Origin of the sequence: Streptomyces sp. SAI-170 (genome assembly GCF_049739565.1) — a bacterium.
Lineage (GTDB): Bacteria > Actinomycetota > Actinomycetes > Streptomycetales > Streptomycetaceae > Streptomyces.
The window spans coordinates 1,651,887-1,676,358 of the sequence record NZ_JBMGQD010000001.1 but is presented as its reverse complement, the minus strand read 5'-3'; the positions used below and the strand labels follow the sequence as shown (position 1 = coordinate 1,676,358).

The 24,472-nt window shown below is 72.5% G+C and carries 20 protein-coding genes and 1 pseudogene; 11 read left to right on the top strand and 10 right to left on the bottom strand.

What is annotated here, in order from left to right; genetic code table 11:
- Positions 1 to 200 precede the first annotated feature (200 nt).
- Entirely contained in the window at positions 201 to 1,703 is a 1,503-nt protein-coding gene (locus RKD23_RS07685) for an MFS transporter (protein ID WP_424852969.1), read from the bottom strand.
- Positions 1,704 to 1,822: 119 nt separating this feature from the next.
- Between RKD23_RS07685 and RKD23_RS07680 the strand changes: the two genes are divergently transcribed.
- Complete coding sequence (locus tag RKD23_RS07680) at positions 1,823 to 2,803, top strand: Lrp/AsnC family transcriptional regulator (protein ID WP_424852968.1); 981 nt, start codon at positions 1,823 to 1,825, stop codon at positions 2,801 to 2,803.
- Between the two features lie 18 nt (positions 2,804 to 2,821).
- Here RKD23_RS07680 and RKD23_RS07675 read toward each other — a convergent pair whose 3' ends face one another.
- Positions 2,822 to 3,676: a LysR substrate-binding domain-containing protein gene (locus tag RKD23_RS07675; RefSeq protein ID WP_424852967.1), complete on the bottom strand. Its 855-nt coding sequence runs from the start codon at positions 3,674 to 3,676 to the stop codon at positions 2,822 to 2,824.
- A gap of 189 nt (positions 3,677 to 3,865) precedes the next feature.
- Here RKD23_RS07675 and RKD23_RS07670 point away from each other — a divergent pair, with 189 nt between their 5' ends.
- The gene (locus RKD23_RS07670; RefSeq protein ID WP_424852966.1) at positions 3,866 to 4,906 is read left to right on the top strand and encodes a bile acid:sodium symporter family protein; all 1,041 of its coding nucleotides are present in this window, start codon (positions 3,866 to 3,868) and stop codon (positions 4,904 to 4,906) included.
- Here the strand turns inward: RKD23_RS07670 and RKD23_RS07665 are convergent.
- A complete protein-coding gene (locus tag RKD23_RS07665) occupies positions 4,842 to 6,059 on the bottom strand; it encodes a DUF4185 domain-containing protein (protein ID WP_424852965.1) in 1,218 nt (405 codons plus the stop codon). The two genes, RKD23_RS07670 and RKD23_RS07665, sit on opposite strands and share 65 nt — an antisense overlap.
- Positions 6,060 to 6,103: 44 nt before the next feature.
- Positions 6,104 to 7,013 (bottom strand): annotated as a pseudogene (locus RKD23_RS07660) (quinone oxidoreductase family protein).
- Between the two features lie 89 nt (positions 7,014 to 7,102).
- Here RKD23_RS07660 and RKD23_RS07655 point away from each other — a divergent pair.
- Positions 7,103 to 7,540, top strand: coding sequence for a MarR family winged helix-turn-helix transcriptional regulator (locus RKD23_RS07655; RefSeq protein WP_424852964.1), 438 nt, complete (start codon positions 7,103 to 7,105; stop codon positions 7,538 to 7,540).
- A gap of 19 nt (positions 7,541 to 7,559) precedes the next feature.
- Positions 7,560 to 8,087, top strand: coding sequence for an isochorismatase family protein (locus RKD23_RS07650; protein WP_424852963.1), 528 nt, complete (start codon positions 7,560 to 7,562; stop codon positions 8,085 to 8,087).
- Between the two features lie 104 nt (positions 8,088 to 8,191).
- Here RKD23_RS07650 and fdhD read toward each other — a convergent pair whose 3' ends face one another.
- From fdhD to RKD23_RS07625, 5 genes are read right to left on the bottom strand one after another with little or no spacing between them, the layout of a single operon-like run.
- Complete coding sequence (fdhD, locus tag RKD23_RS07645) at positions 8,192 to 9,040, bottom strand: formate dehydrogenase accessory sulfurtransferase FdhD (protein WP_424852962.1); 849 nt, start codon at positions 9,038 to 9,040, stop codon at positions 8,192 to 8,194.
- A gap of 16 nt (positions 9,041 to 9,056) precedes the next feature.
- Positions 9,057 to 9,935: a 2Fe-2S iron-sulfur cluster-binding protein gene (locus tag RKD23_RS07640; RefSeq protein ID WP_424852961.1), complete on the bottom strand. Its 879-nt coding sequence runs from the start codon at positions 9,933 to 9,935 to the stop codon at positions 9,057 to 9,059.
- Positions 9,932 to 11,740, bottom strand: coding sequence for an NADH-ubiquinone oxidoreductase-F iron-sulfur binding region domain-containing protein (locus RKD23_RS07635; RefSeq protein WP_424852960.1), 1,809 nt, complete (start codon positions 11,738 to 11,740; stop codon positions 9,932 to 9,934). Before RKD23_RS07635 ends, RKD23_RS07640 begins: the two co-directional genes overlap by 4 nt.
- 5 nt (positions 11,741 to 11,745) lie before the next feature.
- Complete coding sequence (locus RKD23_RS07630; RefSeq protein ID WP_424852959.1) at positions 11,746 to 13,665, bottom strand: molybdopterin oxidoreductase family protein; 1,920 nt, start codon at positions 13,663 to 13,665, stop codon at positions 11,746 to 11,748.
- Complete coding sequence (locus RKD23_RS07625) at positions 13,662 to 14,633, bottom strand: 2-dehydropantoate 2-reductase (RefSeq protein WP_424852958.1); 972 nt, start codon at positions 14,631 to 14,633, stop codon at positions 13,662 to 13,664. The genes RKD23_RS07630 and RKD23_RS07625 overlap by 4 nt, the downstream gene beginning before the upstream one ends.
- A gap of 265 nt (positions 14,634 to 14,898) precedes the next feature.
- Here RKD23_RS07625 and RKD23_RS07620 point away from each other — a divergent pair, with 265 nt between their 5' ends.
- A complete protein-coding gene (locus tag RKD23_RS07620) occupies positions 14,899 to 15,846 on the top strand; it encodes a beta-ketoacyl-ACP synthase III (protein ID WP_424852957.1) in 948 nt (315 codons plus the stop codon).
- Positions 15,847 to 15,961: 115 nt separating this feature from the next.
- Positions 15,962 to 16,639 carry a GntR family transcriptional regulator gene (locus RKD23_RS07615; protein WP_424852956.1) on the top strand — a complete coding sequence of 226 codons (678 nt, stop codon included), beginning with the start codon at positions 15,962 to 15,964 and terminating at the stop codon, positions 16,637 to 16,639.
- A gap of 3 nt (positions 16,640 to 16,642) precedes the next feature.
- On the opposite strand, the gene RKD23_RS07610 is transcribed toward RKD23_RS07615, so the two are convergent.
- The gene (locus tag RKD23_RS07610; protein WP_424852955.1) at positions 16,643 to 17,872 is read right to left on the bottom strand and encodes a low temperature requirement protein A; all 1,230 of its coding nucleotides are present in this window, start codon (positions 17,870 to 17,872) and stop codon (positions 16,643 to 16,645) included.
- A gap of 215 nt (positions 17,873 to 18,087) precedes the next feature.
- On the opposite strand from RKD23_RS07610, the gene RKD23_RS07605 reads away from it, so the two are divergent.
- The 5 genes from RKD23_RS07605 (at position 18,088) to RKD23_RS07585 (ending at position 24,468) form a co-directional block, all read left to right on the top strand.
- The gene (locus RKD23_RS07605; RefSeq protein WP_424852954.1) at positions 18,088 to 19,269 is read left to right on the top strand and encodes an ROK family transcriptional regulator; all 1,182 of its coding nucleotides are present in this window, start codon (positions 18,088 to 18,090) and stop codon (positions 19,267 to 19,269) included.
- Between the two features lie 123 nt (positions 19,270 to 19,392).
- Positions 19,393 to 20,913: a sugar ABC transporter ATP-binding protein gene (locus RKD23_RS07600; RefSeq protein ID WP_424852953.1), complete on the top strand. Its 1,521-nt coding sequence runs from the start codon at positions 19,393 to 19,395 to the stop codon at positions 20,911 to 20,913.
- Positions 20,910 to 21,929: an ABC transporter permease gene (locus RKD23_RS07595; protein WP_424852952.1), complete on the top strand. Its 1,020-nt coding sequence runs from the start codon at positions 20,910 to 20,912 to the stop codon at positions 21,927 to 21,929. Before RKD23_RS07600 ends, RKD23_RS07595 begins: the two co-directional genes overlap by 4 nt.
- A gap of 17 nt (positions 21,930 to 21,946) precedes the next feature.
- A complete protein-coding gene (locus RKD23_RS07590) occupies positions 21,947 to 22,984 on the top strand; it encodes a substrate-binding domain-containing protein (protein ID WP_424852951.1) in 1,038 nt (345 codons plus the stop codon).
- Positions 22,985 to 23,028: 44 nt separating this feature from the next.
- Positions 23,029 to 24,468, top strand: a complete 1,440-nt coding sequence (locus RKD23_RS07585) for a Gfo/Idh/MocA family protein (RefSeq protein WP_424852950.1) — start codon at positions 23,029 to 23,031, stop codon at positions 24,466 to 24,468.
- Positions 24,469 to 24,472: the final 4 nt, after the last annotated feature.

Sequence of the window (24,472 nt, the reverse complement as noted above, 5' to 3'; positions counted from 1 at the left end):
CAGGAGGGGAAAATGCGTGCAGATGGGGAAGGGCCGGACAGATTCCTGACGGTCCGGTAAGTTTCGGGACCGCAATCTCCACGGAATCTGTACGACCCGAGCAGCCGGTTCCGTGACGTGCCGGCGGCTCCTGACCCGAGGTGCAGGCCGCGCCCGCCGCGGCCACCACCCATCGGTGCAGGCCGCGCCCGCCTCGGCCGTCACCCCGAGGCGCGGGCAGGCCTCTCCTCCGTCAGCGTCGCCGCGGCCGAATCCGTCACTGCGCGCGCCCGCGCCCGCGCCGGGCGGACCAGCGCCAGTACCAGCAGCCCCGCCGTCACGCCCAGCACCCCGGCGACCACGGCCGTCGCGTTCAGGCCGGACGCGAACGCCGAGCGCAGCGCCTGCTCCGGGAAACCGCCCCGCAGGGCCCCCGCACCCCCGCCGGCGAGCGTGTGCGCCGCCTCGCGCGGCAGCTCGTCCGCCATCCGCGAGGTCAGCACCGTCCCGAAGACGTCGATCGCGAGCGCGTACCCGAGCTGCCGGAACGCGTTCACCGCACCGCCCGCCATCCCCGACTGCTCCGGCGGTACGGCGGCCAGCGCGGCCCCCGCGATGCCCGGAGCCACCAGACCGGTGCCCAGGCCCACCAGCAGCAGCCCCGGCACCAGCGCCGACGCCGTCGAGCCGGAGTCCAGGAACGCCAGGCAGAAGTGGCCCGCGCCGATCAGCAGCAGACCGCCTCCGACCGTGAACCGCGCGGGCACCCCGTGCAGCAGCCGGCCGCCCGCCGCGGCCACCACGAACGAGGCCAGCGACAGCCACAGGAACACGGCGCCACCGCGCACCGGGCTCATCCCGAGCAGCGTCTGCAACCAGATCGACGTGTACGGCATCAGCCCGAACGCCGCCCCGCTGAACGCCAGCGCGCCCAGCATGACCCCCGCGAAGGCCGGCCTCAGGAACAGCCGCGGGTCCAGCAAGGGGTCGGCCGCCCGCAGCTCCACCACGACGAAGCACGCCAGCGACGCCGCCGCGAGCCCGAACGAGGCGAGGGCACCGCCGTCGCCCCAGCCGTTCTCACCGGCCCGCACCGCACCGAAGGTGACCGCACCGGCGGCGCCCGCGAACAGCGCCGTGCCCGCCCAGTCGATCCGGCGGCCCGCCGCGCCCTTCGACTCCGGCACCGCCCGCAGCGTCAGCCACACCGCGGCCACGCTCACCGGCAGATTGACGTAGAAGATCCACCGCCAGCCCGGCCCGTCGGTGAGGAGCCCGCCGAGCACCGGGCCCACCGCGGCCGCCGCTCCGCTGACCGCGCCCCACACCCCGAGCGCCACCGACCGGCGCCGCCCCTGGTAGACCGAGCCCAGCAGCGGCAGTGTCGTCGCGAGCATCGCCGCCGCGCCCACGCCCTGCACCACCCGCGCCGCGACCAGCACGCCCGGCCCGGACGCCAGCCCGCACAGCAGGGACGCCGCCGCGAACAGCACCACACCCGCCACATGCACCCGCCGCCGCCCCAGCACGTCGGCCGCGGCCCCCGCCCCCAGCAGCAGCGCGGCCAGCGCCAGCGCGTACCCGTCCATCACCCACTGCAAGTCGCTCAGCGAGGCGTCCAGCGCACCCGCCATGTCCGGCAGCGCGACGACCACGATCGTCACGTCCAGCAGCAGCATGAACGTGCCCAGACACACCGCTGTCAGCGGCCCCCATGTCCGCATGTCCCACTCCCCGTATCCACTCGTACCGGCCTTCTGTTCGCTCCGTACGATGGGTGGCGCGCAGCGGATCGCGGCGGAAGGGAGCCGTGGTGCGGCGGAATCCGACCGAAGGGCAGGGTGTGGAGCTGGAATCCGACATCGTCGACGGGCTCGATCTGCAGATCCTGGACGCCCTGGAGGTCAACGGCCGCGCCTCCTTCAGCCGGATCGGCGCGGTGCTCGGCGTCTCCGACCAGACCGTCGCGCGCCGCTACCGGCGGCTGTGCGCCGAGGCCGGGCTGCGGGTCGTGGCCGTCCGGGACGCCGAGCGGCTCGGGCAGGACCAGTGGACGCTGCGGCTGCGGTGTGTGCCCGACAGCGCGCTCACCATCGCCGACGCGCTCGCCAAGCGGGCCGACACCAACTGGATCGGCCTGGCGGCCGCGGGCACCGAGCTCATCGTCTGCACCCGGCCGCGCAGTCCCGGCGACCGGGACGACCTGCTGCTCGGCAAGCTGCCGCGTACGCCGCGCGTGCTGGAGATCCGGGCGCATCAGGTGCTGCACCGCTTCTACGGTGGTCCGACCGGGTGGCTGCGCAAGTTCCGCGTCCTGGGTGACGAGCAGGTCGCCGCGCTGCGGGCCGAGCTGCCGGTGGCCGAGGGGCCCGCCCGGATCTCTCCCGAGGACGAGCCGTTGGTGGAGGCCCTGGAGCGGGACGGCCGTGCCACGTATCCCGAGCTGCAGCGGGTCACCGGGCGGTCGGAGTCCTCCGTGAAGCGGCGGCTGGCCTCGCTGCTCGGGTCCGGCGCGGTGTACATCGACATCGAGTACCGGTCGGAGGTGCTGGGGTATCCGATGGCGGCGGAGTTGTGGATCACGACCGCGCCGTCCGCGCTGAGGTCCGTGGGGGAGGCCATGGCCACCCATGACGAGGTCGCTCATGTCGCGGCCACCGCCGGCCCCAGCAACATCATCGCCACCGTCGTGGTGCGGTCCACCGCCCATCTGTACGAGTACCTCAGCGGGCCCTTGGGTCGGTTGGAGGGCGTGCAGCATGTGGAGGCCTCGCCGTTTCTCCGGCGGGTCAAGCAGCTGACGTATCCGGTGGCCGGGCGGTGAACCGACGCCCTCGGCCCGTCAGGGACGTACTCTGCCGGCCAGCACCGCGGCCGCCAGCGCTTCCGCCGGGCCGTGGGGCGACGCCCTGCGGGGGTTGTGCAGCAGCACGAAGTCGACCTTGCCCAGTTCCGGCAGGCCGGCCCGGTCCGGGACTCGGACCAGGCCGGGTGGGATCAGGCCGCGGGAGTGGGCCATGACACCGAGGCCGGCTCTCGCGGCGGCGATGAGGCCGTTGAGGCTGCCGCTGGTGCAGGCGATGCGCCACTCGCGGCCCTCGCGCTGCAGGGCCTCCAGGGCCATGGCGCGGGTGATGCCGGGCGGCGGGTAGACGATCAGCGGGACGGGGCGCTCGGGATCCAGGCGCAGGCGTTCGCCGCCGATCCAGACCAGGCGGTCGTGCCAGACCAGGCGCCCGCGAGGGTCCTCCGCTCGGCGCTTGGCGAGCACCAGGTCCAGCTTTCCGGCGGCGAGCTGCTCGTGCAGCGTGCCGGACAGCTCCACCGTCAGCTCCAGGTCGACCTCGGGGTGGTCGTGGCGGAAGCGCTCCAGGATCTCCGGCAGCCTGGTCAGCACGAAGTCCTCGGACGCGCCGAAGCGCAGCCGCCCGCGCAGCCGGGTGCCGGTGAAGAACGCCGTCGCCTGCTCGTGCACCTGGAGGATCCGCCGGGCGAAGCCGAGCATCGCCTCGCCGTCCTCGGTCAGCTCCACCGAGTGGGTGTCCCGGGTGAACAGCGCCCGGCCGGTGGCGTCCTCCAGGCGGCGTACGTGCTGGCTGACCGTCGACTGGCGCAGCCCGAGCCGCCGGGCGGCCTGCGTGAAACTCAGCGTCTGGGCCACCGCGAGGAAGGCGCGCAGCTGGGCGGGGTCGTACACCCTCCTGAGGTTATCGCGGAACGTGATGGCAGTCAGTGTGGTGTACGGGATTCCCGATCACGGCGTCGCGGAGCAGGATGGAGGGGGGACCCTTGGCCGGACCTCGGGGTCCTATGGCCGGGACCTCGGGCCCCTTTGCCTGGGGCCACGTGCCCCTCACGTACCACCGAGCACCGAAAGCGGAGCACAGTGAAACGCCTGCGATGGCCGACCCGGCTGCCGATCGACCCGTACGTCCTGCTGCTGCTCGGGACGGTGGGCCTCGCGGCGCTGCTGCCGGCCCGCGGCACGGGCGCCGAGTTCGTCGACGGGGCGTCCACGGCCGCGATCGCGTTCCTGTTCTTCCTGTACGGGGTACGGCTGTCCACCCGTGAGGCGCTGGACGGGCTGAAACACTGGCGGCTGCACGTGGTCGTGCTGGCCTGCACCTTCGTGATCTTCCCGCTGCTCGGGCTGGCCGCCCGCGGCCTGGTGCCGGTGCTGCTGACCCAGCCGCTCTACCAGGGCCTGCTGTTCCTGACGCTGGTCCCCTCGACCATCCAGTCGTCGATCGCGTTCACCTCGATCGCCCGCGGCAACGTGCCCGCCGCGATCTGCGCCGGGTCCTTCTCCTCGCTGGCCGGCATCGTCGTGACACCGCTGCTCGCGGCCTCGCTGCTGGGGTCCAGCGTGGGCGGGTTCTCGGCGGACTCGCTGGTGGAGATCGTGCTGCAACTGCTGGTGCCCTTCGTGGCCGGGCAGGTGCTGCGCCGCTGGGTGGGCGGTTTCGTCACCCGGCACAAGAAGGTGCTGGGCCTGGTCGACCGCGGCTCGATCCTGCTGGTCGTCTACGCCGCCTTCAGCGAGGGCATGGTCCAGGGCATCTGGTCCCAGGTCAGCCCGCTGCGGCTGGGCGGCCTGCTGCTGGTGGAGGCCGTGCTGCTGGCGGTCATGCTGGCGCTGACCTGGTACGGCTCGAAGGCGCTGGGCTTCGGCCGCGAGGACCGGATCGCGATCCAGTTCGCCGGTTCGAAGAAGTCCCTGGCGTCCGGGCTGCCCATGGCGAGCGTGCTGTTCGGCGCGCACGCCTCGCTTGCGGTGCTGCCGCTGATGCTCTTCCACCAGATGCAGCTCATGGTGTGCGCGGTGATCGCCAAGCGCCGCTCGCACGACCCGGTCGAGCCGGTCAGCGGGCGTCCCTCAGCCGCAGTGTCACGAACCGCGGCCGGTACAGCGCCACGTTCGCGTTGATCCGCGCCGCGGCGTCCGTGGTCCCCAGCCAGTTGACGTCGTAGCTGAGCACCAGCCGTCCGCCGCCGCTCAGTTCCGGGTGCGCCTGCGGGTTGTAGGCGGCGACGCCGTCGCGGGGCAGCGGTGGGGTGATGCCGCGGGACGGGCCGTGCCAGGGGCCGGTGGGGGAGCAGGACCAGTACGACGTCACGGTGTGCAGCCCCGCCGTGCCCGCGGCCATGGTGAACAGCACGTACGTCTCCCCGTCCCGCACCACCGAGAAGGCGCTGCCCACCCCGGCGCGTCGCCCGTCCCCGAGCACCGGGCGCGGCACAGCCCCGGCCGCCCACTCCCGCCCCGTCCAGTACTCCCAGGCCGACGGATCGCCGAGTCCGCCCTCGGGCACCCGGGCGACGTACGCCGAGGAGACCGGGCGGGAGACGGCGCGGCCGTCGTCACCGCCGTAGACGTACGTCCAGCCGTCCTGCTCGACCAGCGTCGTGCCGAACAGCACGCGCCGGGAGGGGGTGGGGACCGTCCGCTGGTCGTGGACCTTCACCACGGACTCGACCCTCAGATCCGGCAGGGAGAGCGTGGCGACCTCGGTCGCGGTGGGCACGCCGTAGATCCAGGGCGGCTGCCCGGCGGTGCGCGTCCACAAAAGGACGCGGACGACCCGTTCAGTGGCGCCGGGGGAGCGGGGCTCGACGCGGGCGGCGACCGGCCAGCGCCACTGTCCGGGGCCGGGGTCGGGGAAGAGCGGGGCGGGGAGGGTGCTCTCCAGGCGTCCGTCGCGCATGACCACGGCCGAGTTGCGCACCATCGGCGCGGCCGCGTCGCGCCAGGAAGCGGACTCGCCGTGGGGGTCGGACGGGGCGTGCACGGCGCCCAGGAACGTGTCGGAGAACAGCCACAGCAACCGACCGTCCGGCAGCCGCACCGAGTGGGTGCCGTCGCCGCCGGTCCAGTCGTCGGTGCGGGCGGCGTCGTCGCCGTAGCGCGCGAACTCGCCGGTGAGCCGCTCGTCGGCCGACCAGGAGCCGATCGCCCTGGGGCGGCAGCCCTCGCCGCCCGCCCCGTCGTCCCCCGGCGGCGCGGTGAGCAGCACGGCCCCCAGCACCAGGGCCAGCAGCAGGCCGAGCCCGGATGCCAGGCGCTGTGCGGCGAAGGACATGTGCGGCGACGTTAGTGGCTGCCGGGCACGGGGTCCATGGGGCCTCAGGGCACCAGGACGACCTTGCCCAGGTTGGTCCGCGAGGCGATCGCGCGGTGCGCCTCCTCGGCCTCGGCGAGCGGGTACTCGGCGTGCACGGCGGGCCGCAGGGAGCCTTCCGTGAACAGCCGCCACAGCTCCCGGCGCCACTGCTCGTACAGCTCGGGCCGTCCGCGGGCGATCAGCGCCATCTGGAACCCGATCACCGACCTGGCGCCCACGAGCAGGTCGTACGCCTGGATCGTGCCGCCGCCCGAGCTGTACGCCACCAGCCGCCCGCCCGGTGCGAGCGCGGACACCGCCGGAGTGAGCAGCTCACCGCCGACGGCGTCGAGGGCGTAGTCGACGGGCTCGCCCCAGTCGGTGTCGTCGTAGTGGACGACCTCGTCGGCGCCGAGGGAGCGCACGAAGTCCGCCTTGGCCGGGTCGGACACGGCTCCCACCACGCGGGAGGCGCCGCGCAGCCGGGCGAGCCGCACCGCGAGATGGCCGACGCCGCTCGCCGCGGCCGTGACCAGCGCGGCCTCGCCCGGGGCGGGGCGTGCCGCCTCCAGCGCGCCGTACGCGACCAGGCCGCTGCGCACCAGGGCGACGGCGTCCACGGCCGAGGCGCCGTCGGGCACGGGGGACGCCATGGCCTCCAGGAGCGGGGCGTACTCGGCGTAGCCGTGCCCGAAGCACAGCCCGGTCGCCGGGCCGGTACCGGGTCACCCCCTCGCCCACGGCCACGACCTCCCCGGCGATCTCGCCGCCCAGCGCGATCGGCTCGGCGGCCTCGGTGACCTTGCGGACGACGGGCAGGGTGACCCCGACGGCCTCGCAGCGCACCAGCAGCTCGCCGGGCGCCGGCTCGGGGACGGCGACCTCCTCCAGGAACAGGGGGCCACCGGGACGGTCGTAGCGGATGCGGCGCACAGAGCCTCCGAGGACGTCGGATTCGTTGGGAGCCCCAACGATAGCTGGGATCGTTGGGAAGTCCAATGGTTTCCGTCTAGGCTGCCGCCATGACCGAAGCCCCCCTGCCCGCGATCCGCTCCCTGCCCAGCTGGCTGCTCGGCCGCGCGGCGGCCCGGGGGCGCGCCCTGGTGGCCGAGGCGCTGGCCACCGAGGACCTGCGGATGTGGCACCACGTCGTGCTCTCCGCCGTCCGTGACCTCGCCCCTGTCGCCCAGGCCGACCTCGGCCGCTCCGTCGGGCTCGACCCCAAGGACCTGGTCGGCATCCTCAACGACCTCCAGACGGCCGGCCTCGTCGTGCGCGCCCCCGACCCCGCGGACCGCCGCAAGAACGCCGTGTCCCTCACCGAGGCGGGCGACCGGAAGCTGACGCGCTGCGAGAAGGCGGCGCGTGAGGCCAACGACGCCCTGCTCGCCCCGCTGTCGACGGCCGAACGGGAGCAGTTCATGCGCCTGTTGACGCGCATCTCCGGGACACAGGGGTGAGGGCGGTTACCGTTCCGGCATGACCGCACCCACCGCGCTCGATCCGGCGCGCACCGCCCTCGTCCTGGTCGATCTGATGGACCGCATCGTCGCACTGCCCCTGGAACCGCACACGGGCGCCGAAGTCCTGGCCGTCTGTGAGGAACTGGCCGCCCGCTTCCGGGCCGCCGGGGCGCCGGTCGTGCTCGTCCGCGTGGAACGGCCCGGCGTGACCGAGCAGCCGCCCGGCAGCGGCCTGGCGCACGGGCTGCTCAGGGACGGGGACATCGAGATCGTCAAGCGCACGATCGGCGGCTTCCACCTCACCGGACTCGACGACCGGCTGCGCGGGCAGGGCGTCGACACCCTGGTGTTCGGCGGCATCGCCACCAACCTGGGCGTGGAGTCCACCGCCCGCGCCGCCGGTGACCTCGGCTACGAGCTGGTCTTCGTCGAGGACGCCATGACCGCCTTCACCGCGCCCGAGCACACGGCCTCCGTGACGCTGGACTTCCCCCGGCTGGGCACGGTCGCGGCGGCGGCCGACGTCACCTTCCAGCAGGGCTGAACCACGGGCTGAGCCGTCGGCGGAACGCCCAGCGGGACCCCGGCGGCGCAGGGGGCGCTCCCCGCCGTACCGGGGTCCCGCCGCCCGTGCAGCGAGGGGACCTCTCAGCCCCGGTCGGCCGTGGCCGGCAGGGCGATGCGGTCCTCACCCGCGTACACGTTCATGGACCCGCCCCGCAGGAATCCCACCAGGGTCAGACCCGTCTCGGCGGCCAGGTCCACCGCGAGCGACGACGGCGCCGACACCGCCGCCAGCACCGGAATCCCGGCCATCACCGCCTTCTGCGCCAGCTCGAACGACGCCCGCCCCGACACCAGCAGAATCGCCCGCGCCAGCGGAAGCCGGTCCTCCTGCAGCGCCCGCCCGACCAGCTTGTCGACCGCGTTGTGCCGGCCCACGTCCTCGCGTACGTCGATCAGCTCGCCGTCCTCGTGGAACAGCGCGGCCGCGTGCAGTCCGCCCGTCCGGTCGAAGACGCGCTGGGCCGCGCGCAGCCGGTCCGGCAGGACCGCCAGCAGCTCGGGCGTGACCCTGAGCGGAGGCGTGTCCGCGATCGGCCAGCGCGCCGTCGTACGGACCGCGTCCAGGCTGGCCTTGCCGCACAGCCCGCACGACGACGTCGTATAGACGTTGCGCTCCAGGGTGATGTCCGGGACCGTCACGCCCGGCGCGGTCCGCACGTCCACCACGTTGTAGGTGTTCGAGCCGTCGGCCGTGGCGCCCGCGCAGTACACGATGTTCTGCAGGTCCTTGCCCTCGGCCAGCACCCCCTCGCTGACCAGGAACCCGGCCGCCAGCGCGAAGTCGTCGCCGGGCGTGCGCATGGTGATCGCCAGCGGCTTGCCGTTCAGCCGGATCTCCAGGGGCTCCTCGGCGACGAGCGTGTCCGGGCGGGTGGAGACGGCCCCGTCCCGGATGCGGAGCACCTTGCGTCGTTCCGTGACTCGTCCCATGTCCCGATCAGTCCCGTCAGTTCCGGTTCTGTACGTGCTCGAAGTTCTGTACGTGCTGATAGCCGAAGCGGCCCTTGATGCAGAGGTTGCCGTGGGTCACCGGGTTGTCGTGCGGCGAGGTGACCTTGACGATCTCATTGTCCTGCACGTGCAGCGTGAGGTTGCAGCCCACTCCGCAGTACGCGCACACCGTGGTCGTCTCCGTCTGCCGCGCCTCGTCCCAGGTCCCGGCCGCCCGCATGTCGAACTCCGACTTGAAGGACAGGGCGCCCGTCGGGCACACCTCGATGCAGTTGCCGCAGTACACGCACGCCGAGTCGGTCAGCGGGGCGTCGTGCTCGACGGCGATCCGGGCGTCGAAACCGCGCCCGGCGACCGAGATCGCGAAGGTGTTCTGCCACTGGTCGCCGCAGGCGTCGACGCACTTGTAGCAGAGGATGCACTTGTCGTAGTCGCGGACGTACAGCTCGTTGTCGACCCTCGGCTCCTCGTCGAGGCGCGCCGCGTCCGGGCCGAAGCGGTCCGGTTTCGCCTCGTACTCCTTGATCCAGTCGGCGACCTTCGGAGTCGTCGACAGGTCGACCGAGGAGGCGAGCAGTTCGAGGACGACCTTGCGGCTGTGCCGGGCCCGCTCGGTGTCCGTACGGACCTCCATGCCCGGCTCGGCCTTGCGGGAGCAGGCCGGCACCAGTGTCCTGGAGCCCTCGACCTCGACGACACAGACCCGGCAGGCGTTCTTCGGCGTCAGGGTGTCGCCCTGGCAGAGGGTCGGGATGTCCTTCCCCGCCGCCCGGCAGGCGTCGAGGATCGTCGAGCCCTCCGGGACGCGCGCCTGCTCCCCGTCGATCGTGAACTCCAGCAGCCGGCGCGGGAGTCCGAGTGGTGTCACTGTCATTCGTACGCTCCCAGACGGTCGACGGCGGATTCCACGGCGTTCCACGCGGTCTGTCCCAGACCGCAGATCGAGGCGTCCCGCATCGCGCGGCCGACCTCCCTGAGCAGCGCGATGTCGTCGGCGGCCGCGGCCCCGGTGCGCTCCACGATCCGGTGCAGCGCCTCCTCCTGCCGCACGGTCCCGACCCGGCACGGCACGCACTGCCCGCACGACTCGTCCCGGAAGAACTCCGCGATGCGCAGCAGGAGCCGGGGGAGGGGAACCGTGTCGTCGAAGGCCATCACCACACCCGAGCCCAGGGTGGTGCCCGCCTCGCGGGTGCCTTCGAAGGTGAGCGGGACGCCCGTCTCGTCGGGCCGTACGAAACCACCCGCGGCACCGCCGAGAAGGACGGCCCGCAGCCGCTCCCGTACGCCCGCCAGCTCCAGCAGCTCGCCCAGCGTCGCCCCGAACGGCAGCTCGTAGATCCCCGGCCGCCGCACGCTGCCCGACACGCAGAACAGCTTCGGTCCGGTGGACCTCTGCGTGCCGATCGCCGCGTACGCCTCGGCTCCCATGGTGAGGATCGGCAGGACGTTGACCAGCGTCTCGACGTTGTTCTCCACCGTCGGCCTGCCGAACAGGCCGTTCTGAACCGGGAACGGCGGCTTGGAGCGCGGCTCGCCCCGGTAGCCCTCGATGGAGTTGAACAGGGCGGTCTCCTCGCCGCAGATGTACGCCCCCGCCCCGCGCCGGATCTCGATGTCGAAGGCGTACCCCTGCCCGAGGACGTCCTCGCCCAGCAGTCCCCGCGCGCGTGCCTGGGTGATCGCGTGTTCCAGGCGTCGCAGGGCGCGCGGGTACTCGCCGCGCAGATAGAGGTAGCCGTGGTGGGCGCCGGTCGCGTACCCGGCGATCGTCATCGCCTCGATCAGCGCGTACGGGTCCCCCTCCATCAGCACGCGGTCCTTGAAGGTGCCCGGCTCGGATTCGTCGGCGTTGCAGACCAGATAGTGCGGGTGGTCCGGCTGGGCTGCCGTGGCCTGCCACTTGCGGCCCGTCGGGAAGGCGGCCCCGCCCCGGCCGAGCAGGCCTGAGTCGGTGACCTCGCGGATGACCCCGGCGGGGCCCAGCTCGAAGGCGCGGCGCAGGGCGGTGTAGCCGCCGTGGGCGCGGTAGTCGTCGAGGGAGGCGGGGTCGACGACACCGACCCGGCGCAGCAGGACCAGCCCCGGCGAGCCTGCCTGGGGCACGGCCGTCGCCGCCGGGGGCTCCTCGGGCGCGGAGTCGGGCGCGGTCGCGGCGAGGACGGCTTCCTCGACGGTCGCCGGCGCCGACACCGCCGTACGCACCGGGTCACCGGCCCGGATCGCGAGCGCGGCCGGGGCGCGTTCGCACAGGCCCAGGCACGGGCTGCGCTGCACGTGGACGCCGCGTGCCTCGACGCCCTCGCACAGTCCGGACGCGCCGGCCGCGGTGCACGCGAGGTCCGTGCAGACGTGCAGCACGGTCGCGGGGCGGGGCTTCACCGAGAACATCGCGTAGAAGGTGGCGACCCCGTAGGCCTCCGCCGGAGGCACGGTCAGCCGTCGGCACAGATAGCCGAGCGCGCCCTCGCTGATCCAGCCGATCCGGTCGTTGATCGCGTGCAGCCCCGGCAGCAGCAGGTCGCGGCGGTCCCGGGCGGCGCGGCCGCCGCGCGCCCACCTCAGGTCGGCGTCGGAGCGGTCGGCCCCCTCCCAGGAGGACTCTGGAGGCCCCAACAGGGCGTCGACGGCGGCCCGTTCCTCGTCCGTCGGTTTGCTGTCGCCGAAGTGCAGGTCCACTCACGTCACCTCACGTAGGTCACTGCGGGGAGCTTCTCGATCCGGATCGCCGACGCCTTGAACTCCGCCGTGCCCGCGATCGGGCAATTGGCCTCGATCGTCAGCTGGTTGGTGTCCACCTCGTCGGGGAAGTGCATGGTCATGAACGCCAGGCCGGGCCGCAGCGCGGTGTCGATCCACACCGGTGCCACCACCGCACCGCGCCGCGAGGTGACGCGGACCTCCTCGCCGACCACGACCCCGTAGCGCTCGGCGTCCTCCGGGCACAGCTCGATGTACTCGCCGCGGCGCAGCGGGGAGGCGTAACCGCCGCTCTGCACGCCGGTGTTGTAGGAGTCGAGCCGTCGCCCGGTGGTGAGCCGGATCGGGTACCGCTCGTCGGTGAGGTCGACCGGCGGATCGTGCGACACCAGCCCGAAGGGCGCCGGCATGCCGCGCTTCTCGGGGTCGGACTCCCACAATCGGCCGTGCAGATACGTCGGTTCGAGCCGGTCGCCGCTCGGGCAGGGCCACTGGATGCCCTGGTGCTCCTCCAGGCGCGCATACGTCATCCCGTGGTGGTCCGGCGACACCGAGCGCAGCTCGTTCCAGACCGCCTCGGCGTCGGCGTACTTCCAGTCGTGGCCGAGGCGTGCCGCCAGCTCGCAGAGGATGTCGATGTCCTCGCGGGCCTCGCCGGGCGGGGTGACGGCCCGGCGCACCCGCTGCACCCGACGCTCGCTGTTGGTGGTGGTGCCCTCGGTCTCGGCCCAGCCGGCGGTGGCGGGCAGGACGACGTCCGCGAGTTCGGCGGTCCTCGTCAGGAAGATGTCCTGCACGACCAGGAAGTCCAGTGCCTTCAGCCGACGTATCGCCTGTTCGCTGTCCGCCTCGGACTGGGCCGGGTTCTCGCCGATGCAGTAGACCGCCCTGAGCGTGCCCTCCTCCATCGCCTCGAACATCTCGGTGAGGTTCAGGCCGTAGTGCGGCTGGATGACGGTGTCCCAGGCGGACTCGAAGCGGGCCCGGGCACCGGGGTCGAGGATGTCCTGGAAGCCGGGCAGCCGGTTGGGGATGGCTCCCATGTCGCCGCCGCCCTGCACGTTGTTCTGACCGCGCAGGGGCTGCAGCCCGCTGCCCCAGCGCCCGACATGGCCGGTCAGCAGGGAGAGGTTGATCAACGCGCGCACGTTGTCGGTGCCGTTGTGGTGCTCGGTGATGCCGAGGGTCCAGCACAGCTGGGCGCGCTCGGCGCGTGCGTAGGCGTGCGCCAACTCCCGTATCGCGGCGGCCGGTACGCCGGTGACCTTCTCGGCGAGGGACGGCGTCCAGGGCTCGACCAGCGCCCTGTACTCCTCGAAGCCGGAGGTCGCCCGCTCGATGAACGCCTCGTTGGCCAGGCCCGCGTGGATGATCTCCCGGCCGATCGCGTGCGCCATCGGGATGTCGGTGCCCACGTTCAGGCCGAGCCAGCTCTCGGCCCACTCGGCGGTGGAGGTGCGGCGCGGGTCGACGGCGTACATCCGGGCGCCGTTCCTGATGCCCTTCAGCACGTGCTGGAAGAAGATCGGATGCGCGAAGCGGGCGTTGGAGCCCCACATCACGATGACGTCCGTGTGCTCGATCTCCTCGTACGACGACGTACCCCCGCCCGAGCCGAACGCGGCGGACAGACCGGCGACGCTCGGGGCGTGACAAGTGCGGTTGCAGGAGTCGACGTTGTTGGTGCCCATCACCACGCGGGCGAACTTCTGGGCCACGTAGTTCATCTCGTTGGTGGCGCGGGCGCAGGAGAACATCCCGAACGCGTCCCTGTTGCGCCGCAGGCCGCGGGCCGTGCGGTCCAGGGCCTCCTCCCAGCTCGCCTGCCGGAACGGCTCGTCGCGGGAGTCGCGGACCAGGGGGTGGGTGAGGCGCGTGTAGGTCTTGGGCTGCCGTTTCCTCATGCGGCGCTCCTCAGCGCGAGCAGGTCCGAGATGGCGTGAACGGTGCGCAGGGTGGGCACCTCCACGCCGGTGATCTCCGCGAGTTCGACGACCGCGGCGAGCAGCACGTCGAGTTCGAGCGGTTTGCCGCGTTCCAGGTCCTGGAGCGTGGAGGTGCGGTGGTCGCCGACCTTCTCCGCGCCCGCCAGACGGCGTTCGATGGAGACGCCGACCTCGCAGCCGAGCGCCTCGGCGACGGCCAGCGTCTCGGCCATCATGATCTCGATGACCCTGCGCGTGCCGCCGTGCCGGCACATCTGGGCCATGGTGGCGCGGGCCAGCGCGCTGATCGGGTTGAAGGAGATGTTGCCGAGCAGCTTCAGCCAGATGTCGTTGCGCAGGTCGGGCTCGACGGGGCACTTGAGCCCGCCGGCCCTCATGGCCTCGCCGAAGCGGACGCAGCGCGGGGACACGCTGCGGTCGGGCTCGCCGATCGAGAACCGGGTGCCTTCCAAGTGCCGTACGACGCCTGGTCCTTCGAGTTCTGTGGCCGCGTAGACCACGCAGCCGACGGCCCGTTCGGGCGCGAGCACCGCACTGACCGCGCCGCCGGGGTCCACGCTCTCGACGCGGTGGCCGTCGTAGGGGCCGCCGTGGCGGTGGAAGTACCACCAGGGGATGCCGTTCTGCGCGGCGATCACCGCCGTGGTGTCGTGCAGCAGGGGCTCGATCAGCGGCCCGCACGCCGCGTACGCGTTGGCCTTCAGGCCGAGGAAGACATAGTCGACCGGGCCGATCTCGGCCGGGTCGTCGGTGGCGTGCGCGCGAGCGGTGAAGTCACCGCGCGGGCTCAGCACCCGTACTCCGTGCTGCCTCATGGCCGCGAGATGCGGTCCACGGGCGACGAGATGCACATCGGCGCCCGCGCGGTGGAGCGCGGCACCGACATAGGCGCCGATCGCACCGGCGCCGAGGACTGCGACTTTCACTTCGGGAACGCTCCGTTCGGTCGAGGGAGTACCGCGGAGGTGGCTGAAAGTGCCGTGTCGTCGACCGATTCTTGTCGACGAAATATTGTCTACAGTATGGAGGAGGGGTGGGCAAGGGTTCGCGCATGGCCGCCGCCCCCTCTGACCGAAGCCGACAACTCGGGCGCCGGAATCCTGTGTGATCGCCTGTCGGGCTACCCGTGAGTCACTGACAAGACTGGTGAATCCCCGCAACAGAGGCCAGCCACTAGGGGGACCACCGCACATGAACGGCTCGCGCATCGCCGCCGTCGGCCACTACCAGCCCGCCCGGATCCTCGGGAACGAGGACCTGGCGGGCATGGTCGACACCAGTGACGAGTGGATCAGGAGCCGCGTCGGCATCCGCACCCGCCACATCGCCGGACCCGACGAGCCCGTCGACGAACTGGCCGCCCACGCCGCCGCCAAGGCCCTCGCGGCGGCGGGACTCGACCCGGCCGACATCGACCTCGTGCTGGTCGCCACCTCCACGGCCGTCGACCGCTCCCCGAACATGGCCGCCCGGGTCGCCGCCCGGCTCGGCATCCCGCGGCCCGCCGCGATGGACATCAACGTGGTGTGCGCGGGCTTCACGCACGCCCTGGCCACGGCCGACCACACGGTCCGCGCGGGGGCGGCCCGGCGTGCGCTGGTCATCGGCGCCGACAAGATGTCCGCGGTGACCGACTGGAGCGACCGCACCACCTGTGTCCTCGTCGGTGACGGCGCGGGGGCCGCCGTGGTCGAGGCCTGCGCCGAGGGCGAGACCCCCGGCATCGGCCCGGTGCTGTGGGGATCGGTGCCCGAGATGGGGCACGCCGTACGCATCGAGGGAGAGCCGGCGCGGTTCGCCCAGGAGGGGCAGAGCGTGTACCGCTGGGCGACCCAGCAGCTGCCCCCGCTGGCCCGGCAGGCCTGCGAGCGGGCGGGGCTGGCACCGGAGGAACTCGCCGGGGTGGTGCTGCACCAGGCCAACCTCAGGATCATCGAGCCGCTCGCCGAGAAGATCGGCGCGGTCAACGCGGTCGTGGCCCGCGATGTCGTCGACTCCGGGAACACCTCGGCCGCGAGCATCCCGCTGGCCTTCTCCAAGCTGGTCGAACAGGGCGCCGTCACGAGCGGCGACCCGGTCCTGCTGTTCGGCTTCGGCGGCAACCTGTCGTACGCCGGCCAGGTGGTGCGCTGCCCCTGAGGCGCTTTACCACCTCATGGCACGGCCATGGGCCGCCGTAGACTGTAGACGAAATCCAATCCATACTGGCGTTCCGGCCGCTGTTCCCGGCCGCCCTGCCGAGGAGGGGACCGCGATGTTGTCGACAGGACTGCCCCAGGGGGCGGTGCCCAGGCTCGAGCGGCCCGGGCCGCTGCGCGAGCGGGTCTACGAGGCGCTGCTGGAGCTCATCACCACCCGTGCCCTCCAGCCCGGCCAGCACCTGGTCGAGAGCGAACTCGCCGGGCACCTCGGGGTGTCACGGCAGCCCGTACGGGAAGCGCTGCAGCGGCTCAACACCGAGGGCTGGGTCGATCTGCGGCCCGCCCAGGGCGCGTTCGTGCACGAGCCGACCGAGGAGGAGGCCGACCAGCTCCTCACCGTACGCACCCTGCTGGAGGCCGAGGCCGCCCGGCTGGCCGCGGCGAACGCGGGGAGCGCCGGCGTGCAGGCCCTGGAGGACCTGTGTGTGGAGGGGGAGCGGGCCGTCGCCGCGGACGACGTGGACGCGGCCGTCGCGCTGAACGCCCGGTTCCACGCCAAGATCATGGAGCTGGCGGGGAACGCGGTGCTCGCCGAGCTGGCGGGGCAGGTCGACCGGCGGGTGCGGTGGTACTACACGCCGGTGGCGCGGCAACGGGGTGAGCAGTCGTGGATCGAGCATCGGGCGCTCATCGCGGCGATCGCCGCGCGGGACGAGCAGGGGGCCGGGCGGCTGATGCGGGAGCACACCGAGCACACTCGGCGGTCCTACCACTCGCGTTCCTCGTCCTGAGGGCTATTCCGCCGTCGCGCCGTGGGGGGTGCTGTGTTCTCGCGGCTGCGGGTCGTGTGAGGTTGGTCGCGCAGTTCCCCGCGCCCCTGAGGGTGCTGTTCCCAGCTTCTCCTCGATGATCAGCATGGCCGCCAACACGCCCACCAGGGCCAGGAGTTCCGGCAGGCCGCCCAGGGTCGTGCCCAGCAGGGTCGTGGTGAGGGCCGCCGGGGCCGCCAGGAGGCGGAAGCGGGCCGGGTGGAGGCGCAGGACCGTGCGGAACGCGGCGTCGCCGATGAGGAAGAGGGCGACGCCGCCGGCCAGCGCCAGGGCGGGCCCGGTGCCGAGGTGGCCGGTGAGGTGGCCGAGGGTCTTCTTCACTCCGGCGGCGAGGAAGGCGATGCCCAGCAGCATCGGCAGGAAGGCGTAGTAGTAGGCGTTCATCGCCAGGCGCCAGCGCGCCGCGGTCGGGGTCGAACGGAACGCCGCCTCGGCCAGCTCCTCGTCGCGCACGAAGTACGTCCACCACAGCCCGACCGCCACCGCCAGCGCGAGGAACGCCCCGCTGAGCATCCCCGGCGTGAGCGGCAGGTCGCCGACGCCGATGCCGATCGCGATGACGGACTCACCGAACGCGACGATCAGCAGCAGGCCGTGCCGCTCCACGAAGTGCGCCGGGTCCAGACTGCCCAACTGCACCCGCAGCGTGTCCGCCGACCGTCCGCCACGCCGCCGGGGCCCGTGCTCGGCGACGAACGGCGTCACGAACTGCAGCACCACCGCCAGCACCCACAGCCCGTCCGCGGCGAGCCCGTCGAACAGTCCCGCCACCGTCACCACCAGCGCGGCCAGGCCGTTGGGCACGCCGTACCAGACGGAGTCCAGGCCGTGGCCGCGGGTGTACAGCACGGTGTGCACGACGACGACACCAAGGAAACCGAGCCCGAACACCACCCCGGTGTCGTCGAAGGCCCGCGGGATGGCCAGCGCGCACACCAGGAAGAAGGCCATGCCCAGCATCAGCAGCAGCCGGCGCGAAGGCCGGTCCGGCGGCACCTGGTTGGTGAGATAGGCGTACGCGCCGTACATCCAGAACAGCACGATCAGGATCAGCGCCGTACGACCGGCCGTCACGAAGGACAGGTCGTCGGCGAGCAGCACGGTCAGCTGGATCAGGGTGAAGACGAAGACGAGATCGAAGAAGAGCTCGAGCGTCGTCACCCTGCGACCCGGCTCCTCCACTGCGGTGTTCATGTACGCCCCCTGTGTTGCCTCTGGCGCCAAGATCCTATGCGCTGCGGGGGTTTGAGCCCTTCCAGGAGGGCCGCGACCCCTCTTTGTCCTCTCAGTGGAAGAAGTCGAGGCAATTCCCGCGTGACTTCTTCCAAGTCCCGTCGGCCGCTGCTACGTTCCCCACCAAAGCCCGGCGGCAGTGGCCGAAAACAGGCGGGGAGGGGCATGTGAGACGCATGACGGCACGACCCGCGAACGCCCATCAGGCCCGGCTGCTCAAGCTGTTGCGCGACGACGGCCCCAACTCCCGGGCGCAGTTGGGGGATCGGGTCGAGCTGTCCCGCTCGAAGTTGGCCGTCGAGGTGGACCGGCTGCTGGAGACGGGCCTGGTGGTCGCCGACGGACTCGCCGCCTCACGCGGCGGACGGCGCTCCCACAACGTCCGGCTCGATCCCCGACTGCGCTTCCTCGGCGTCGACATCGGCGCCACCTCGATCGACGTGGCCGTGACCAATGCCGAGCTGGAGATCCTCGGACACCTCAGCCACCCCATGGAGGTGCGCGAGGGGCCGGTCGCCGTCTTCGAGCAAGTCCTCGCCATGGCCGCCAAGTTGAGGGCCTCCGGCCTCGCCGAGGGCTTCGACGGCGCCGGCATCGGCGTCCCCGGACCGGTCCGCTTCCCCGAAGGCGTGCCGGTCGCGCCGCCCATCATGCCGGGCTGGGACGGCTTCCCCGTGCGGGAGGCGCTCAGCCAGGAACTCGGCTGCCCGGTCATGGTCGACAACGACGTGAACCTGATGGCCATGGGGGAGCAGCACGCGGGCGTCGCCCGCACCGTCGCCGACTTCCTCTGCGTCAAGATCGGCACCGGCATCGGCTGCGGCATCGTCGTCGGCGGGAACGTCCACCGCGGTACGACGGGCAGTGCCGGCGACATCGGACACATCCAGGCCGTGCCCGACGGCCGTCCCTGCCCCTGCGGCAACCGGGGCTGCCTGGAGGCCCACTTCAGCGGCGCGGCACTGGCCCGCGACGCCGAGGAGGCCGCCCGGCACGGGCTGTCACCGGAACTCGCGGCCCGGCTGGAGACCCACGGCGCACTCACCGCCGTGGACGTCGCCGCCGCGGCCGCCGCGGGCGACCCCACCTGCCTCGACCTCATCCGCGAGGGCGGCACCCGCACCGGCCAGGTCATCGCCGGACTGGTCAGCTTCTTCAACCCCGGCCTGGTGGTGATCGGCGGCGGGGTGACCGGCCTCGGCCACACCCTCCTCGCGGCCATCCGCACCCAGGTCTACCGCCAGTCGCTGCCCCTGGCGACCGGCAACCTCCCCATCGTCCTCGGCGAGCTGGGCTCCACCGCCGGTGTCACCGGCGCCGCCCGCCTGATCAGCGACCACGTCTTCTCACCCGCGTAGACACCGGCCTCCCGCACCTCATCACCCGTACAGCGCCCTGCTTCGCCCTGCCCTGGAACCGGCTTCACCCTGGAACAGGCCCCGCCCTGGAATCGGCCCCGTCCGCCCGCGAGGGGAAACCGCATGGCATCACCACCACCGCTGCTCAGCATGTCCGGCATCACCAAGTCCTTCCCCGGAGTCCGGGCCCTGGACGGCGTCGACCTCGACGTCCAGGCCGGTGAGATCCACTGTCTGCTCGGCCAGAACGGGGCCGGAAAGTCCACCCTCATCAAGGTCCTGGCCGGCGCCCACCAGCCCGACACCGGCACCATCCGCTGGCGCGGCGAGGCGGTCACCCTCCGCTCGCCCAGCGCCGCCATGCGCCTCGGCATCGCCACCATCTACCAGGAACTCGACCTGGTGGAGCACCTGTCGGTGGCCGAGAACGTCCACCTCGGCCATGAACCCACGGCCGCCGGGTTCGTCGTACGCCGAAGGGCCGAGAGGGAGTCGACCGCCGCCCTGCTCGAGCGACTCGGCCACGCCGAGATCGACCCGTCCCGACCCGTGGGCGAGTTGTCCGCCGCCCAGCGGCAGATCGTCTCCATGGCGCGGGCGTTGTCCCACGACGTACGGCTCATCGTGATGGACGAGCCGACCGCCGCTCTCGACCCCGACGAGGTCGCCAACCTCTTCCGGATCGTCGGCGACCTCACGGCCGACGGCGTGGCCGTCGTCCACATCTCCCACCGCCTGGAGGAGATCCGCCGCATCGGCGACCGGGTGACCGTGCTCAAGGACGGGCGCGCGGTCGCCGGCGGACTGCCCGCGAAGACCACCCCGGCCCGTGAGGTGGTGGCGCTGATGACCGGGCGGAACGTGGAGTACGTCTTTCCCGACCGGCCCGCCGCGGCCGGGCCGCGGGGCACGCCGGTGCTCACGGTCCGAGGGCTCGCCCGCGCCGGGGAGTTCGAGCCCCTCGACCTGGAGGTCCACCCCGGCGAGATCGTCGGACTCGCCGGACTGGTCGGCTCGGGCCGCTCCGAGATCCTGGAGACCGTCTACGGCGCCCGCAAGCCCACCGCAGGACAAGTCAGCGTCGACGGACGCCCGTTGAAGCCCGGCAGCGTCCGTGCCGCCGTACGTGCCGGACTCGGGCTCGCTCCCGAGGAGCGCAAGGCGCAGGCCCTTCTGACGCTGGAATCCGTGACCCGCAATGTGTCGCTCTCCTCCATGTCCCGCTTCTCACAGGCAGGTTGGATCGACCGCCGGGCCGAGGAGAGAGCGGCAAGGGCCGCCACCCGGGAGCTGTCGCTGCGCCCCGACAACCCCTCCGCGCCCGTGCGCACGCTGTCCGGCGGCAACCAGCAGAAGGCCGTCCTCGCCCGCTGGCTGCTGCGCGGCTGCCGGGTCCTGCTGCTCGACGAACCCACCCGGGGTGTCGACGTCGGCGCCCGCGCCGAGCTGTACGCGGTCGTCCGGCGCCTCGCCGACGAAGGCCTCGCCGTCCTGCTGGTCTCCAGCGAGGTGCCCGAGGTGCTCGGGCTCGCCGACCGCGTCCTGGTGCTCCGCGAAGGCCGGGTCGTGCACACCGCGCCCGCCCGCGAACTCGACGAACACCGCGTACTCGACCTGGTCATGGAAGGAAGCCGGACGACATGACACAGCACGTCTCCCCGCCCCGGGGCGGCACCGGCAAGACGGCCCCGGCCGGCCCCGACACCTCCTGGCCCCGCCTGCTGTTCCGCGCCGACGTCCGCACGCTGTCCCTGCTCGGCGTGCTCGCCGCGCTCGTCGTCATCGGCGGCGTCACGAGGCCGGAGGAGTTCCTCGACACCCGCAACCTCCAACTCGTCCTCACCCAGGCCTCCGTGATCGGCGTGGTCACCGTCGGCATGACCTTCGTGATCACCTCCGGCGGCATCGACCTGTCCGTCGGCGCGATCGTCGCCCTCGCCTCCGTATGGGCCACCACCGTCGCCACCCAGGAGTACGGCTTCACCGGCATCCTCTTCACCGCGGTGGTCGTCGGGGTCGGCTGCGGACTGGTCAACGGCCTTCTTGTCGCGTACGGCGGCATGGTCCCGTTCATCGCCACGCTCGCCATGCTGGCCTCGGCCCGCGGCCTCGCCCTGCAGATCACCGACGGCCGCACGCAGATCGTCACCGTCGACGGCGTCCTCGACCTCGGCGAACGCGACGCCTACGTCCTCGGCGTCCCCCCGCTGGTGCTGGTCTTCGCCGCCGTCACGCTCGCAGGCTGGCTGCTGTTGAACCGCACCACCTTCGGGCGCCGCACCGTCGCCGTCGGCGGCAACGCCGAGGCCGCCCGGCTCGCCGGCATCGACGTACGCCGCCAGCGGCTCTACCTCTACCTGCTGTCCGGGCTGTGCTGCGGCATCGCCGCCTTCCTGCTGATCGTGTTGTCCGGCTCGGGCCAGAACACCAACGGCAGCCTCTACGAGCTCGACGCCATCGCCGCCGCGATCATCGGCGGAACCCTGCTCAGCGGGGGCCGCGGCACCATCACCGGCTCCGTGCTCGGCGTCCTGATCTTCACCACGATCACCAACCTCTTCGCCCTGAACAACCTGCAGAGCGACGTCCAGCAGATCGCCAAGGGCGCGATCATCGTCGCCGCCGTGCTGGTCCAGCGCCGTACCGCGAGCACGACCTGAGGAAAGGGTCCACCGCCATGACCGAGAACACCAGCCGCAGAGGACTGCTTTTCGGGGCCGCCGCCGTCTCCGCCGGTGCCCTCCTCACGGGCTGCACCAGCAACGAACCCCAGGGCGACGAGGCGGCCGACAACCGGCCCGCCGCCTCCGACACGCCCGGCACGCCGGTCACCATCGGCTTCGCAGGCCCCCAGGCCGACCACGGCTGGCTCAACGCGATCAACGTCAACGCGCGCGAACGCGCCGAGAAGTACTCCGACGTCACCCTGGAGCTCACCGAGGGCTCCAACGACACCGCCGCCCAGATCGGCCAGATCGAGACGCTGATCAACAAGAAGGTCGACGTGCTGGTCGTGCTGCCCGCCGACGGCAAGGCCCTCACCCAGGTCGGCCTCAAGGCCATGCGGGCCGGCATCCCCGTGGTCAACCTCGACCGCGTCTTCAACACCCCGCAGGCCTACCGCTGCTGGATCGGCGGCGACAACTACGGCATGGGCCTCAACGCCGGGCACTACATCGGCGAGAAGCTCAAGGACAAGCCCGACGCCCGCGTCGTCGAACTCGCGGGCCTGGACAACCTGGAGCTCACCAAGCAGCGCACTCAGGGCTTCGACGACGCCCTGAAGAACTACCCCAACATCAGGAAAGTCGCCCGCCAGGCGGCCGAGTTCACCGTGGAGTCCGGCCAGGCCAAGATGGCCCAGCTCCTCCAGGCCCAGGGGGCGTTCGACGCCCTGTGGAACCACGACGACGACCAGGGCGTGGGCGCCCTGCGCGCCATCGAACAGGCCGGACGCGACGACTTCCTCATGGTCGGCGGCGCCGGCGCCCTCTCCGCCTTCCAGGCCATCGACCGCGACGACGGCGTCCTGAAGGCGACCGTGCTCTACCCGCCGACCATGGCAGCCTCCGCCATCGACCTCGCCCGCGCCCTCGGCCAGGGCAAGGGCGTCGGCGGCCTCGCCGAGTTCGAGATCCCGGCGTCGATCACCCTCTACTCGGCCGTCGTCGACAAGGACAACGTCGGCCGGTATCTGCCCACCGGCTTCCAGTGAGGCGCCCCCACCCCACCGGCCACGGACCTGAGGAGGAGCACCGTATGGATCAGCCAGAGGAAGCGGCACCGGCGTCCGGGAAGCCCCCGCTGCGGATCGGCATGGTCGGTCATGCCTTCATGGGCGCCGCCCACTCCCAGGCTTGGCGCACCGCGGGCCATGTCTTCGACCTGCCGCTGCGCCCGGTCCTCGCCGCGATCTGCGGCCGGGACCCCGACGCCGTGCGCGCCGCGGCCGACCGGCACGGCTGGGCCCGCGCGGAGACCGACTGGCGCGCCCTGATCGCCCGCGACGACATCGACCTCGTCGACATCTGCACCCCCGGCGACAGCCACGCCGAGATCGCCCTCGCCGCGCTCGCCGCGGGCAAGCACGTGCTGTGCGAGAAGCCTCTGGCGAATACGGTGGAAGAGGCCGAGGCGATGGCCCGCGCAGCCGAAGAGGCCTACGCCCACGGCAAGTTGGCGATGGTCGGCTTCAACTACCGCCGGGTGCCCGCCCTCGCCCTGGCCCGGCGGATGGTCGGCGAAGGCCGCCTCGGAGCGCTGCGGCACATCCGGGTGACGTACCTCCAGGACTGGCTGGCCGACCCGGAGTTCCCGCTGACCTGGCGGCTGCGCAGAGAGCGGGCGGGGTCCGGCGCCCTGGGCGACCTGGGCGCCCACGCCGTCGACCTCGCCCAGCATCTGGCGGGCGAGCCGCTGACGGGGGTGTCCGCGCTGACGGAGACCTTCGTCCGTGAACGGCCCCTGCCCGTCGGCAGCGGCGGCGGACCGGGCACCGGCACCGGCGGTGGCCTCAGCGCCGTGTCGGCTGCCGGCAGGGTGAGCGGCACCGGCACCGGCACAGTCACGGCCGCCGGCCCCGGGACGGTCACGGGCTCCGGCCTCGGCACGGCCGCCGACCCCGGCGCGGTCGTCGGCCTTGGCACGGACACCGGCCTCGGCACGGGCACGGGCACGGACGCGGGCACCGGCCCCAGCACGGCCGCCGGCCCCGGCACGGGCACCGGCACCGGCACCGGCACAGTCACCGTAGACGACGCAGCCCTGTTCACCGGCCGCTTCGCCTCCGGCGCCCTCGCCTCCTTCGAGGCCACCCGGTACGCCACCGGCCGCAAGAACGCCCTGCGCGTGGAACTGAACGGCGAGCGCGGCTCGCTGGCCTTCGACCTGGAACGCCTCAACGAGCTCCAGTACTTCGACGGCACCCAGCCGCCCTCCGAGGCCGGCTTCCGCCGAGTCCTCGTCACCGAACCCGACCACCCGTACCTGGACGCCTGGTGGCCGCCCGGTCACGGCCTCGGCTATGAGCACACCTTCGTCCACCAGGCCCGCGACCTCGTCCACGCCATCGCGCAGGGCCGCCGCCCCGAGCCCTCCTTCGCCGACGGACTCCAGGTCCAGCGCGTGCTGGCGGCCGTGGAGGAGAGCGCCCAGAAGAACTCCGTCTACACCCCCATATACACCCCCGTCGCGGACTGAAGGA